Genomic DNA, 13,646 nt, shown 5'->3' with positions numbered 1-13,646 from the left:
TTAGCCGCCAGCCGCCGGCGCGAAGACCGTCGACAGATGCGCTTCGCTCTCGCCCAGGCTGACATTGTCGTTCAGCCCCTGGCGCAGGTACTGGACCATCGCCGGTTGCAGGGCGATCGCCGTGTCGGTTTCGCGATCGCCACCGGCCACATAGGCGCCGACGCTGATCAGGTCGCGGCTCTGCTGGTAGCGTGACCAGAGCTGCTTGAAATACTGCGCACGCTTCATGTGCTCCGGACTGACCACCGCCGGCATCACCCGGCTGATGGACGCTTCGATATCGATCGCCGGGTAGTGACCTTCCTCGGCCAGGCGCCGGGACAATACGATATGCCCGTCGAGCACGCCCCGCGCCGAGTCGGCAATCGGGTCCTGCTGGTCGTCGCCTTCGGACAACACGGTATAGAACGCGGTGATCGAACCGCCGCCGGCCTCGGCATTCCCCGCGCGCTCCACCAGCTTCGGCAGTTTGGCGAACACCGAGGGCGGATAGCCCTTGGTCGCCGGCGGCTCGCCGATGGCCAGGGCGATTTCCCGCTGGGCCTGGGCAAAACGGGTCAGTGAATCCATGAGCAACAGGACATTCTTGCCCTTGTCGCGAAAATACTCGGCGATCCGCGTGCAATACATGGCCGCCCGCAGGCGCATCAGCGGCGCATCGTCGGCAGGCGATGCGACCACCACCGAACGCTTGAGCCCCTCCTCGCCGAGGATGTGCTCGATGAACTCCTTCACTTCCCGGCCCCGCTCACCGATCAACCCGACCACGATGATGTCGGCCTCGGTAAAGCGGGTCATCATGCCCAGCAGCACACTCTTGCCGACGCCGGTACCGGCGAACAGGCCAAGACGCTGCCCGCGGCCCACTGTCAATAATCCGTTGATACTGCGGATGCCCACGTCCAGCGGCTGGTGGATCGGGTCACGATTGAGCGGGTTGATGGTCGGCCCGTCCATCGGCACCCAGTCCTCGGCCTTCATCCCGCCCTTGCCGTCCAGCGCCCGACCGGCACCATCCAGCACCCGCCCGAGCATGCTCATGCCCATCGGCAGGCGCCCGGTATCGGCCAGCGGCACGACCCTAGCGCCCGGGGCGATACCGGCCACGCTGCCCACCGGCATCAGGAACACCTTGCTGCCGGAGAAGCCCATGACTTCGGCTTCGACCTGCACCGGGTGATAGCTGTCGTCGTTGATCACCAGGCAGCGGGCGCCCATGGCGGCCCGCAGGCCTTCGGCCTCGAGGGTCAGGCCGACCATGCGCAGCAGGCGGCCTTCGAGAATCGGCTGGCCCGGCAGGTTGATGGCATCGGCGTAAGTACCAAGACGCTTGCCGAAGCTGGTTCGCTCAAGGCGCATCGGACAGGTCCGGGGCGCTGTTCGGGGCATGGGGCTCACCCAACTCGAGCGTCAGGTCGGGCTGGGCCGGATGCAGGGATTGTTCGTGCAACTGGTCGAACAACTGGGCCAGCGCCTGCTCGATACGGGTCTCGACGCTGGCGTCGATCCGGCTGTGCTCGGTTTCGACCCGGCAACCGCCGGGCAGCAGGGCCTCGTCCTCGACGATGCGCCAGGTCGCCTCGTGGCGCTCGCGCAAGGCCTTGACCTGTTCGAAGTCCTGGGGATTGATGTACAGCCGCACGTTCTCGGCGCCCAGCGGCAACAACTTCAGGGTTTCCCGCAGGACATGCTCGATCTGGCTGGAGTCGGTCTTGAGTTCACGCTGGATGACCTGGCGAGCGATATGCCCGACCAGGCCCACCAGGCTCTTCTCGATCTGCTGGTCCTGTTCGGCGATGGGCGCGAACAGATTGCCCATCAGGGCCTCCAGGTTGACCAGCTTGGCGCTCAGGGCGACCTCGGCTTCCTGGCGAACCCTGATCTGGGTGCTGTGGAAACCTTCCCGCTCGCCCACCGCGAAACCTTCGTTGTAGGCTTCCTGGCGAATGCTTTCGAGCTCTTCGAGGGTCAGCGGCTGGACTTCCTCCAGCGGCACTTCCTCCATCTCGGCCGGCGGCTCTTCCACCGGCTCCGGTTCAGGCTCTTCGACATGCGGGTCGAAGCTGGGCAACGACCACAGGTCGAAGCCGCTCACGTCCCGCGCGCGGATCAGGTCGGTTGGATCAGTCATGGCTTGATCCTTAGATCATCTCTTCGCCGCCCTTGCCACCGAGCACGATTTCTCCGGCTTCGGCCATACGGCGGGCGATGGTGAGGATTTCCTTCTGGGCGGTTTCGACGTCGCTGACGCGCACCGGTCCCTTGGCCTCGAGGTCGTCGCGCAGCAGTTCGGCCGCACGCTTGGACATGTTCTTGAAGATCTTTTCCTTGACGCCCTCGTCCGAGCCCTTGAGGGCAAGTACCAGCACGTCGGAAGAAACTTCGCGCAACAGCGCCTGGATACCGCGGTCGTCGACATCCGACAGGTTGTTGAAGACGAACATCAGGTCTTCGATCTGCGTCGACAGGTCCTCGTCCACTTCGCGGATCGAGTCCATCAACTGGCCTTCGATCGAGCTGTCGAGGAAGTTCATGATATCCGCCGCACGCTTGATACCGCCCAGGGTGGTGCGGGCAGCGTTGGAGTTGCCGGAGAACTGCTTCTCGAGAATCTGGTTGAGTTCCTTGAGGGCCGCCGGCTGTACCGTGTTCAGCGACGAGACGCGCAGGATGATGTCCAGGCGCACCTTGTGATCGAAGTTGTTCAGCACCTCGCCGGCTTGGTCGGGATCGAGGTAGGCCACGACGATGGCCTGGATCTGCGGGTGCTCGTAGCGGATCACGTCTGCCACGGCGCGCGGTTCCATCCACTTGAGACTGTCCAGGCCGCTGGTGTTGCCACCGAGCAGGATGCGGTCGATCAGGCCGTTGGCCTTGTCCTCGCCGAGGGCCTGGGTGAGCATCTTGCGGACATAGTCGTCGGAGCCGACGCCCAGGCTGGTCTGGTCGCCGACGATCTCGACGAACTCGCTCATGACCTGCTCGACCTGCTCGCGATGCACGTTGCGCATCTGCGCCATGGCCACGCCGACCCGCTGGACCTCCTTGGGCCCCATGTGGCGCAGCACCTGTGCGGCATCGGTGGAACCCAGCGACAGCAGCAAGATCGCGGCTTTATCGACCCGGGTCAGCTTCTGGGTGACGGCGGCGTTATTACTCATCGGCGTTAATCCACTCTTTGACGACCTGTGCCACACGGCCCGGATCTTCGGCTACCAGACTCTTGATGGCGTTCAGTTGAGCGTCATAGCCTTCGCTCGGGCTTGGCAGGAGGATGCTTTGCGGACCGCCGAGGCTCACGCGATCGTTGGCCAGTTCGCCATGCAGACCGCCCATGCCACCGAGTTCGACATCGCTGCCCAGGCCCGCCAGTTGCTTCTTGCCGCCGCCGGTGATGTTGTTGAGCACCGGACGCAGCACACCGAATACCAGCACCAGGATGAACAGCACGCCCAGTACCTGTTTGACCACATCCCAGAACCAGGGTTGCGAGTAGAACGGGATATCGGCGATCACTTCCCCGCGCTCGGCGGAGAATGGCACGTTGATCACACTGACGCTGTCGCCGCGGCTGGCGTCGAAACCGACGGCATCCTGGACCAGGCGGGTAAAGCGCGCCAATTCGTCGGCGCTCCATGGCGCACGGGTGGTTTCGCCGTTGGCGGCGTTGACCTTGACCTGATCGTCGACCACCACGGCCACCGACAGGCGGGTCAGGCGACCCTGCTGCTGCTTGGTGTGGCTGATGGAGCGGTCCAGCTCGAAGTTCTTGGTGGATTGTTGACGCTTGTCCGCCGGATACGGCGCCAGCATCGGCTGGCCGGTGGCCGGGTCCATGATCTGCTGGCCGTTGGCATCGAGCAGCGGCTGGCCGGGTTGCACAGGCCCCGACGACGCGGTGGCGCCACCGGTGGTCTGCGGTGCCGAGGCCGGTGCCGGAGGCTGGTTGCTCAATGCCCCGGGAACCCCTTGCGGACCGTTGCTGGCAGTACGTTGTTCGGTGGTCGACTGCTCGCTGCGCAGCGCCGGCTGATCCGGGTTGAACTGTTCGGAGGTCGACTCGACCGCGCTGAAGTCCACATCGGCGGACACTTCAGCCTTGTAGCGATCGTTACCGAGGATCGGCTGCAGGATATTGTGCACGCGCTGGGTCAGCATGCTTTCCATGCGACGGCTGTAGTCGAACTGCTTGCCGGCCATGGTCAATTCGGAGTTTTGCGCCTGGTCGGAGAGCAGGTTGCCCTTCTGGTCGACCACGGTGATCTGCGACTTGCTCAACTCGGGAACACTGGTCGCCACGAGGTTGATGATCGCCACCACCTGGCCCGGCTCCAGGGAACGCCCGGAATACAGCTCGACCAGTACCGAAGCGCTCGGCTTGCGTTCGTCACGGACGAATACCGAACTCTTCGGAATCGCCAGGTGCACACGCGCACCCTTGACATTGTTCAGGCTGGAAATGGTCCGCGCCAGTTCACCTTCAAGGCCGCGACGGTAACGGGTCGCCTCCATGAACTGGCTGGTACCCAGGCCCTGGTCCTTGTCGAGGATCTCGAAACCGATATTGCCATCGGTGGGCGTCACACCGGCCGCGGCCAGTTTCAGGCGGGCACGGGACACGTCGTCTGCCTTGACCAGCAACGCACCGGAATTCGGTTCGACGGTGTAGGGAATATCCGCAGCCGCCAGGGTTTCCATGACCTGCTTGGCGTCCATACCGGCCAGGCTGCCGTACAGCGGCCGGTAGTCGGGTTGCTGGGACCACAACACCACGGCAAAGCCAATCGCCACGCTCGCGGCCAGGCCGACCATCAGGCCGACCTGACGCAGCATGGTCATTTCGGAAAGGTTTTCCAGAAAGGACAAACCAAACAGCGGCGGTTTGCCGTCTGTCGAACCGGCCTTGGCCGGTACGTTATCGGCGACTGCTTCAGCCATGACTCAATCTCGTCCTTAAACCGGCATCTGCATGATGTCTTGATACGCCTGGACCAACTTGTTGCGCACCTGGGTCAGGGCCTGGAACGAGACGCTGGCTTTCTGCGAAGAAATCATCACGTCCGTCAGGTCCACGCCGGTCTTGCCGATCTCGAAGGCGTTCGCCAACTGGCCAGCGGCCTGCTGGGTGTCGTTGACCTTGCCGACGGCCTTGCCGAGCAGATCGGCAAAGCTGCTACCGCCCATTTCAGGCGCCGCCACAGCCGACTTCGGTTGAGCCATGGCGTCCATCTGCATGGAACGCATGTCCAACATCAATCGATTAAATTCAATACCCTGGCTCATGGACTACTCTCTCCGGCGACCTGCAATTTTTTGACACTCGTGCAGCGGTTAATGAGGTGTTAGCAACAAGGGTGCCAGCTCCTTGTCGCCTCTGAACAAAAACCGATACACGACCGTAAAGCCGATAAATCGACTCAACTGGCGAATAAATAAGCCTCGACGTCCATGCCGGCATCGCGCATCTGCGCCAGTTTGTAGCGCAGCGTACGCGGGCTGATACCCAGGCGTTCCGCCGCTTCCTTGCGACGCCCGCGCTCGGCGCGCAGGGTGTCGATGATCATCTGGAACTCGCGCCGACGCAGGTCGTCGCCCAGGGCCCCGGCGGACTCGGCAGGCGCCACTTCGCTGGCAACCGTCTCGACCAGTGGCGCGCGCATGACCGGCAAGGGTGCACAACCGAGCGGCCCGGCCAGACAGAAATCCTCGGCCTGGATCAGTCCGCCCTGCTGCAAAATCAACGCACGCTGGATCGCATTGTCGAGTTCGCGGACATTGCCCGGCCAGGCGTACCCGATCAGGCAAGCCTGGGCCTGGGGCGACAATCTAACGGCGGCATGCTTCATTTTTGCGCTGTGCTTGGCCAGCAGGCGCTCGGCCAGCGGCAGGATATCGGCGGTGCGCTCGCGCAACGGACGCCAGGCCAGCGGAAACACCGACAGCCGGTAATAGAGATCTTCACGGAAGCGCCCCGCCGCCACTTCGCCGGCCAGGTCACGGTTGGTGGTGGCCACCACGCGGATATCCAGGGTGATCGGCTTGCGCGCGCCCACCCGCTCGACTTCACGTTCCTGCAGCACCCGCAGCAGCTTGGCTTGCAGGCCGAGGGGCATTTCGGAAATCTCGTCGAGCAGGATCGTCCCACCGTCGGCCTGCTCGAACTTGCCCGCCTGGGCGGCGATGGCACCGGTAAACGAGCCCTTCTCATGCCCGAACAGGGTCGCCTCGAGCATATTGTCGGGGATCGCCGCACAGTTGATCGCGACGAACGGCTGGTCGGCACGATGGGATTGCTGGTGGATATAGCGCGCCAGCACTTCCTTGCCGGTCCCCGACTCCCCGGAGATCAGCACGGTCGAATCACTGCGCGCTACCCGCGCCGCCAGTTCCAGCAATTGCGCACTGGCCGGCTCTGCCGCAATCGGCCCTTCGCTCTCCACCGCGCCCAGCCGCCCCAGCGCATGACGCGCCACCAGGTCGAGCAACGCCTTGGGCTCGAAGGGCTTGACCAGATAATCGGCGGCGCCCTGGCGCATGGCTTCCACCGCCCGCTCGACCGCGCCGTGCGCCGTCATCAGCAGCACCGGCAGCAGTGGCTGGCGCGCACGCAGCAAACCAAGCAACTGGTGCCCGTCCATGCCTGGCATATTCACATCGCTGACCACCAGGCTGAACGATTCCTGCGCCACCGCCTCCAGCGCCTCCTCGGCACAGGCCACCGCACGGAACTCATAGCCGGCCAGCAGCAGGGTGTCCGCCAGCGCTTCGCGCAGCGCCCGATCGTCCTCGACCAACAGGACCTTGATCATCCCGATCATCATTGTGTCTCCATGGCGCCGGGAATCAGCGGCAGGCACAACATCGCGCAGGTGCCACGCCCCAGCCGTGAACGTAATTGCATGTCACCCTGGTGCGCCCGGGCAACGGCCTTGACCACGGTCAGGCCGAGGCCGGTACCGGTGGTCTTGGTGGTAAAGAAGGGTTCGCCCAGGCGCGCCAGCACTTCGGGTTCGATCCCGCTGCCATTGTCGCTGACACTCAGGCGCAAGGTATTGCCGCGGCTGTACAGGTGCACCTTGAGGCGCACGTCGCGGCCGCTGGCCTGCATGGCATTTTCAATCAGGTTGAGCAGCGCCCCGACCAGGGTATCGCGATTGCACAGCAGCTCGCCGTCATGGCTGTCGCACTGCCAGCGGATCGCCACACCCTGCACATGGGTCTGCGCGGCAGCCTGCAAGGCCTGCAGCAACACCTTGGGCGCCAGTCGATCGGTCAGCGGCAACTCGCCACGGGCAAACACCAGCATGTCGCGAACCTGATGCTCAAGCTCATGCAGGCGCTCTTTCAGGCGTCCGGCGAAACGTTGCTGGGTCTCCACCGGCAAGGCCTGTTCGGTGAGATGGCTGGCGTACAGCAGGGCCGCCGACAGCGGGGTGCGAATCTGATGCGCGAGGGAAGCGACCATCCGCCCCAGGGACGACAGCCGCTCATGACGAGCCAGCTGATCCTGGAGGCGACGGGTTTCAGTCAGGTCATTGAGCAGCACCAGTTGCCCCGGTTCGCCTTCCAGCGAACGCGTGGCAATCGACAGCCGTCGACCGTCCTTGAGGGAGATTTCATGACCGTCGTCTTCACGAGGAGCAAAGCAGCGGGCGATCACCTGGCGCCACAACTCACCTTCCAGCGGCGAACCCAGCAGCTCACGGGCGGCGGGGTTAGCCTCGCTGACAAAACCATGGGAGTCGATCACGATCACGCCGCCCGGCAGCAGGTCGAGCAGGTTCTGCAGGCGATTGGCCAAGCGTTCCTTTTCCGCCAGCTCGGTCATGCGCTGGGCACTGACCACGGCCAGCTCGCCCTTGAGCTCGGTGACCCGCGCCTCGAGCATGCTGTAGGAATCGGTGAGTTGCGTCGACATCTGGTTGAACAGGTTGAAGGCCTGCTCAAGACCCAGCCGGCTTGCCTGCTCTACGGACGACGGTTGCCCCGGGACTTCAGGGACAGGAGACATCTGGGCGGCTTGGGGCATCGTGCTCTCTCGCTTGACTGACCGTCATTTAAACGGAACGTTGCGAGAGACTTAGCAATACCCGTGCCTAAAAAAAACCGCCCGGTTTTCAGTGACTTGAAAAACAGGCGTCAATCATCCGCCTGTTCATCACCTTCACGACGGCTCATGCCGTACTTGCGCATCTTCTCCACCAGGGTGGTGCGACGGATACGCAGGCGTTCGGCGGCCCGTGCAACGATGCCGTTGGCATCGTCCAGCGCCTGCTGGATCAGACCCTGCTCCAGGCCCCCGAGGTAGTCCTTGAGGTCCAGGCCTTCGGGCGGCAGCATCGCCGAAGTACTGAAGTCCGGCGTATGGCCGTTGATCGCCACGCGCTCTTCCAGGTCGCTGCGCAGGCTGTCGACCATCTGCTCGTCTTCATCGTCGACGTAGCGGAATTTCTTCGGCAACTCGACCACGCCGATCACCCCGTACGGATGCATGATCGCCATGCGCTCCACCAGGTTGGCCAGTTCGCGAACGTTACCCGGCCAGCCATGACGGCACAGGGACATGATCGCCGCCGAGTTGAAACGGATCGAACCGCGCTTTTCGTGCTCCATGCGCGAGATCAATTCGTTCATCAGCAACGGGATATCTTCGACCCGCTCGCGCAGCGGCGCCATTTCGATCGGGAAGACGTTCAGGCGGTAGTAGAGGTCTTCACGGAAGCTGCCGACCTCGATCATGCTTTCGAGGTTCTTGTGGGTCGCGGCGATGATGCGCACGTCAACGCTCTGGGTCTTGTTGCTGCCCACGCGTTCGAAGGTGCGCTCCTGCAACACGCGCAACAGCTTGACCTGCATCGGCAACGGCATGTCGCCGATTTCGTCGAGGAACAGGGTACCGCCGTTGGCCAGCTCGAAACGTCCGGCACGGCTGGTGATGGCACCGGTAAAGGCACCTTTCTCATGGCCGAACAGCTCGCTTTCCAGCAGTTCCGCGGGGATCGCCCCGCAGTTGACCGGGACAAACGGCGCGTCACGGCGCTTGGAGTGATAGTGCAGGTTGCGCGCCACCACCTCCTTGCCGGTGCCGGACTCGCCCAGGATCAGCACGCTGGCGTCGGTATCGGCCACCTGCTGCATCATCTGGCGGACGTGCTGGATGGCGCGACTGGTGCCGACCAGGCTGCGGAACAGGTTCGGTTCGCGCTGACGACCACGCTCACGCGCCTGGTCATACATCTCGCGATAGACCTGGGCACGGTGCAGGGAGTCGAGCAACTTGCTGTAGCTGGGCGGCATTTCCAGGCTGGAAAGCACCCGGCGACGCAGGTCCTCGGGAAGGTCGGTGGAAGTATTTTCACCCAAAAGCAGAACCGGAAGGAACTCATCCCAGGTTCCGAGTGTCTTTAACAAGCCCGATAGCCCCGACGGCGCATTGACTGTCCCGATCAGGACACAAAGCACCTCGCGGCTGGAAGCCAAAGAGTCGACCGCCTGCTGCCAGTCAAGGCTGGCGCAGGACAGATTTTCTTCGCCGAGAAAATTTAAAATCACCGCCAGGTCGCGGCGGCGAACGCTATCGTCATCGATCAGCAGAATTTTGGTTTCACGCCACATGCAATAGCAACTTCCCTAGTCAACTCGATGCCCGGGATGGGTGGGCAAGCTAGACGCCCGAGGTGGGATATCACCTTCAAAGACGACTTAAACCTGAAAAACAGCACTAGTTAAGTCAAAAATTCGTACGCAGTCAAATTTATGGCGCAATACGCTTCGATTAACCCTGCGTTAACCGAACAGATGGTAAACCTTTGCCGCGTTCTGCGCTTGCTGGATCTGTTGCATCTCGTCGACTATCGCCTGTCTTTCCGCCATCGCCGTTTCCAGCAACTCGCGATAGACATGCAGCAGCTCTTCCAGGCTGCTGCGCAGGGCATCTTCATCCAGTGAAGCCTCGTTGAGCACGTCTTCCATGCAGGCACGACAGGCCAGGTCCAACTGGGCAATGCTCCCCCAGTCGCGCTCGGCCAAGGCCCTGACAAGGGCTTCGCGGGTATCCTGGATACGCTGCAGTACGAGGTTCATGAAGATGGACTCCTTAAAACTGTGGACCCGGGGTACCGATGGCGTCCCAGCCTTCTTTGACCGTGCTGAGCAGGCCTGAGACTTCATCGAGAATCTTCGGATCGGACGTGATATTGGCCTCGGCCAGGCGCTTCATCATGTAGGTGTAGAGGCTGTCCAGGTCAGCGAGCGCATCCGCCTGCTTTTCCAGGTCCAGGCCTTCGCGCAAGCCGCCGACAATGCCGATGGCCTTGCCGATCGCCACGCCCTTGGCGGGAATATCCTTGCGCTCTATGGCGCCCTTGGCCTGCGCGATGCGGTCCAGGCCACCTTCCATCAGCATTTGTACCAGGCGATGAGGACTGGCCTCGGAAGTCTGTGCTTGAGCACCCACCTTCTGATATTGCCGAAGGGCTAGCATCGGGTTCATGTTCTACCTCGTCACAACTCAAGAGTTCGTATACCCAGTGTATCGCCTTTGAGTCAAAAAACTTTAACCCAAAAGGCAAAAACCCGGCGCGCGGTAAAGCGTAGCCGGGTTTTTGGCGTCAGCCCAGGAACTAGCTGGACTTCTGCGCGTTCAGGGAGCTGAAGAACGAGGTGATACTGTTCGCCGTCGCCTTCATTTGCCCGACCAGCAGGTCCATCGCGTTGTACTTGGCGGTCAGGGTTGTCGTCAGGCTCTTGACCCGCGCATCCAGTGCCGATTGCTGGCTCAACAGGCTCTTGGCCGTGCTCTGATAGCTGGTGTTGCGCTGATCGAGCATGCCGCCCAGGCGCAAACCGGTGGAGAGCGGCGTGCCCAGATACGGGTTGAGCGTATTGCTCAGACGCGACAACAGGCCGTTGCTGGAGTTGGTGCCGTTGAACAGTTGCTGCACCTGCCCGCTCATGCCGTTGGTGGCCATGGCCTTGTTGAAGGCGGCAGTATCCAGGGCCAGGTTGCCGGAGTTACTGGCGTCATTACCCGCCACCGTCAACACCCCCAACTGCGACAGCACAGCCAGCGGACCACCCGCGCCCACCGCCGTGAGCTGACTGCGGATATCGGAAATCAGCGCGCGCGGCATGGAGTCGCCGGTGAAGGCTGCCGCTACAGTCAGGTTGCCATCGGCATCCGCGGTCGCCTTGGACAGGCTGTTGATGGTGTTCATCAGGGTGTTGTAGGAGTCAATGAACGACTGGATCGACGTCTGTAATCCCGAGGTATTGGTCGTCACGCTCACGTTCGAGGTTCCCGGAGGCGTGCCTGCGTCAGCCGAGACCAGATTCATCGTAATGCCGCTGATCGCACCGGTAACCGTGTTGCTCTTGCTGGAAACGGCCAAGCCGTCGACAGTCAGGTTGGCATTCTTGGCAATCCCGTTGACCGCCCCGGAACTCGAAGCCGAGGGGTTCGCCCCCATCTCCTGGGTACCATCGATTTCCAGCCCGGCGATGCCGCTGACCGTCAGGTCGGAGCCCGCGCCCGTCTTGTTCGAGCTGATGACCAGGCGCGACGAACCCGAGCTGTCGGTCACGATGTTGGCCGAGATACCGTTGGTGCCCTGGGCCGAGTTGATCGCGTCCCGGGTGCTCTGTAACGTGGCATTGGCCGGAATCGTGACATTGTAATCAGTGCCATTTTGACTGATTTTCAGGGTACCACTCGGAATGGCACTGGACGCACCGCCGGCAAAAGAAGCACTGGCTACTTTCGAACTGGTGGCCAGGTTCTTGACGACAACGGTGTAGTTACCCGCGACCGCCGTATTATCGGAAGTGACCGTCATCACCGACGAAGCACTGGATGTCGCCGCATACCCCGCGAATGCCGGGGTCGTCGTGCTACTCAGCGTAGTAAGCGTTGCCTGGAATGCGGACAGCGCACTCTTCAGGGACGCGATGCCGGAAATCTTCAGCGTGTTGGTTTTTGTCGCGCTATCGATCTGCGTCTGCTTGGCCGATTTGTCGGCGTTCACCAGAGCGGTCACGATCGAACCGATGTCCAGGCCGGAACCCAGGCCCGTACCCGGTAAAATTGGACTTGCCATTTGCCTCTCCCATCAGGTTGCTGCCAGTCTTTTGGCCTTTACCAGCACCCAAAGAACGTACAAACACTATTCATGCCAGCTATCAGACTTTGGCGTCGAACAACACATGACTGGCATTGCTGAGGCTGTCTGCCAGTTTGAGCGCTTCCGCGGAGGGGATCTGTCGAACAACCTCACCCGTTTCGCTTGCAATCACCTTGACGATGACCTTTCCAGAGTGCTCGTCGATGGAGAACTCCAGATTGCGCTTGATCGACTGTACGAACTTCTCGATCTCCTGCACCGCCAATTTCAGCTTGTCACCATCCGAGCCCTGGCTTTTGTCTGCCGCGGGATCAGCGACACTGGCGACTTGAGGAGCAGCTTGAGGCGCCTCTGGCGGTTTATCGGTCACAGTGGTCGCTGGCTTGGGAGCCGGATAAGACAAGTTAAGCTTTACGCTCATGTCCATGTCCATCACCTCCTAACGTAAAAAAGCGAGAGAGCGCGACCAGCACACTCCCCCGCCGAAACTCATTCCGAAATTACTGAAGCAGCTTCAGTACAGCGGAAGGCAGTTGGTTAGCCTGGGCCAGAACAGAGGTGGAAGCCTGTTGCAGGGTCTGCTGCTTGGTCAGGTTAGCAGTTTCTGCGGCGAAGTCGGTGTCTTGTACGCGACCTTGTGCAGCAGTGGTGTTTTCGTTGATGTTCTGCAAGTTCTGGATGGTGCTGGTCAGACGGTTCTGCGAAGCACCGAGGCTGGCACGGGTAGCACCGATGGCAGCGATTGCAGCGTCGATCGCGGTGATCGCGTTGTCGATGTTCGAAGCGGCGGCGGCGGAGGTCGCACCGGTCAGAACTACAGTACCGCTACCTACCGACAGGCTGGCGGCGTCGAACTTGGAGCTCAGTACCAGGTCGATGTGGTTGGCCGAACCGGTGTTGGCGCCGACTTGCAGGGTCACAGTACCAGCCGAGCCGTCCAGCAGGTTCTTGCCGTTCAGGTTGGTGGCAGCCGAGATACGAGTCAATTCGTCAGACATCTGAGCGAATTCAGCGTTGGTAGCGGTCTGGTCAGCAGTACCGTTGGTACCGTTACGTGCTTTAACAGCCAGTTCACGCATACGCTGCAGGATGTCGGTCGAAGCTTGCAGAGCGCCTTCAGCGGTCTGGGCTACGGAGATACCGTCGTTGGCGTTCTGGATGGCCTGGGTGTTACCGCGGATCTGGGCACCCATACGGTTGGAGATCTGCAGGCCGGCGGCGTCGTCTTTGGCGCTGTTGATTTTCAGGCCGGAAGACAGGCGCTGCATGGAGGTAGACAGGGCATCGGAAGCGCGGTTCAGGTTCTTCTGAACGTTCAACGACGTGGTGTTGGTGTTTACTGTTAAAGCCATGACGAAATCCTCGTTGGTTGGGTACTGCGGCTTCCGGCCCTGGCAACCGCCGGGTGTGGCCTAGAGAACCTTCGTAATAGTTATCGTCGGGATAGCAGGTTGCTTGAGGGCTTTTTTCAAAAAATTTGCCATCAACCTGCCACCCCTCGAAAAACAAGGGCTTAGCGCGCACCCG

Annotated in this window: 13 protein-coding genes; all 13 read right to left on the bottom strand. The window is 61.8% G+C overall.

Annotated elements, in window-relative coordinates; translation table 11 throughout:
* The 13 genes from fliI to ACL9RJ_RS27590 all read right to left on the bottom strand — a co-directional run bounded on the left by fliI (nt 1) and on the right by ACL9RJ_RS27590 (nt 13,471).
* Nucleotides 1-1,359, bottom strand: a complete 1,359-nt coding sequence (gene fliI, locus ACL9RJ_RS27650) for a flagellar protein export ATPase FliI (RefSeq protein ID WP_017124424.1) — start codon at nt 1,357-1,359, stop codon at nt 1-3.
* Nucleotides 1,349-2,131, bottom strand: a complete 783-nt coding sequence (fliH, locus tag ACL9RJ_RS27645) for a flagellar assembly protein FliH (protein WP_017124425.1) — start codon at nt 2,129-2,131, stop codon at nt 1,349-1,351. The genes fliI and fliH overlap by 11 nt, the downstream gene beginning before the upstream one ends.
* A gap of 10 nt (nt 2,132-2,141) precedes the next feature.
* Entirely contained in the window at nt 2,142-3,161 is a 1,020-nt protein-coding gene (fliG, locus tag ACL9RJ_RS27640; RefSeq protein ID WP_017124426.1) for a flagellar motor switch protein FliG, read from the bottom strand.
* Entirely contained in the window at nt 3,154-4,938 is a 1,785-nt protein-coding gene (gene fliF / locus ACL9RJ_RS27635) for a flagellar basal-body MS-ring/collar protein FliF (RefSeq protein WP_422765857.1), read from the bottom strand. Before fliF ends, fliG begins: the two co-directional genes overlap by 8 nt.
* Nucleotides 4,939-4,953: 15 nt before the next feature.
* Complete coding sequence (fliE, locus tag ACL9RJ_RS27630) at nt 4,954-5,283, bottom strand: flagellar hook-basal body complex protein FliE (protein ID WP_042934624.1); 330 nt, start codon at nt 5,281-5,283, stop codon at nt 4,954-4,956.
* A 134-nt stretch (nt 5,284-5,417) separates the two neighbouring features.
* On the bottom strand, nt 5,418-6,809 hold the full coding sequence (fleR, locus tag ACL9RJ_RS27625; protein WP_177116452.1) for a sigma-54-dependent response regulator transcription factor FleR: 1,392 nt from the start codon (nt 6,807-6,809) through the stop codon (nt 5,418-5,420).
* A gap of 8 nt (nt 6,810-6,817) precedes the next feature.
* Entirely contained in the window at nt 6,818-8,011 is a 1,194-nt protein-coding gene (locus tag ACL9RJ_RS27620; protein WP_177088501.1) for a sensor histidine kinase, read from the bottom strand.
* 128 nt (nt 8,012-8,139) lie between these two features.
* Nucleotides 8,140-9,615, bottom strand: a complete 1,476-nt coding sequence (locus tag ACL9RJ_RS27615) for a sigma-54 dependent transcriptional regulator (RefSeq protein ID WP_017124430.1) — start codon at nt 9,613-9,615, stop codon at nt 8,140-8,142.
* A 171-nt stretch (nt 9,616-9,786) separates the two neighbouring features.
* The gene (locus tag ACL9RJ_RS27610; RefSeq protein WP_017124431.1) at nt 9,787-10,083 is read right to left on the bottom strand and encodes a hypothetical protein; all 297 of its coding nucleotides are present in this window, start codon (nt 10,081-10,083) and stop codon (nt 9,787-9,789) included.
* A gap of 13 nt (nt 10,084-10,096) precedes the next feature.
* A complete protein-coding gene (fliS, locus tag ACL9RJ_RS27605) occupies nt 10,097-10,492 on the bottom strand; it encodes a flagellar export chaperone FliS (RefSeq protein WP_042934626.1) in 396 nt (131 codons plus the stop codon).
* Nucleotides 10,493-10,622: 130 nt separating this feature from the next.
* The gene (fliD, locus tag ACL9RJ_RS27600; RefSeq protein WP_017124433.1) at nt 10,623-12,095 is read right to left on the bottom strand and encodes a flagellar filament capping protein FliD; all 1,473 of its coding nucleotides are present in this window, start codon (nt 12,093-12,095) and stop codon (nt 10,623-10,625) included.
* Nucleotides 12,096-12,177: 82 nt separating this feature from the next.
* The gene (locus ACL9RJ_RS27595) at nt 12,178-12,546 is read right to left on the bottom strand and encodes a flagellar protein FlaG (RefSeq protein WP_042934660.1); all 369 of its coding nucleotides are present in this window, start codon (nt 12,544-12,546) and stop codon (nt 12,178-12,180) included.
* 73 nt (nt 12,547-12,619) lie between these two features.
* Nucleotides 12,620-13,471: a flagellin domain-containing protein gene (locus tag ACL9RJ_RS27590; RefSeq protein ID WP_042934627.1), complete on the bottom strand. Its 852-nt coding sequence runs from the start codon at nt 13,469-13,471 to the stop codon at nt 12,620-12,622.
* Nucleotides 13,472-13,646: the final 175 nt, after the last annotated feature.

This window comes from Pseudomonas sp. Mn2068, from assembly GCF_049319725.1.
Classification (GTDB): Bacteria; Pseudomonadota; Gammaproteobacteria; order Pseudomonadales; family Pseudomonadaceae; genus Aquipseudomonas; species Aquipseudomonas gingeri.
Note: the sequence above shows the minus strand (reverse complement) of the source record. Positions and strands in the feature narration are given on the sequence as shown.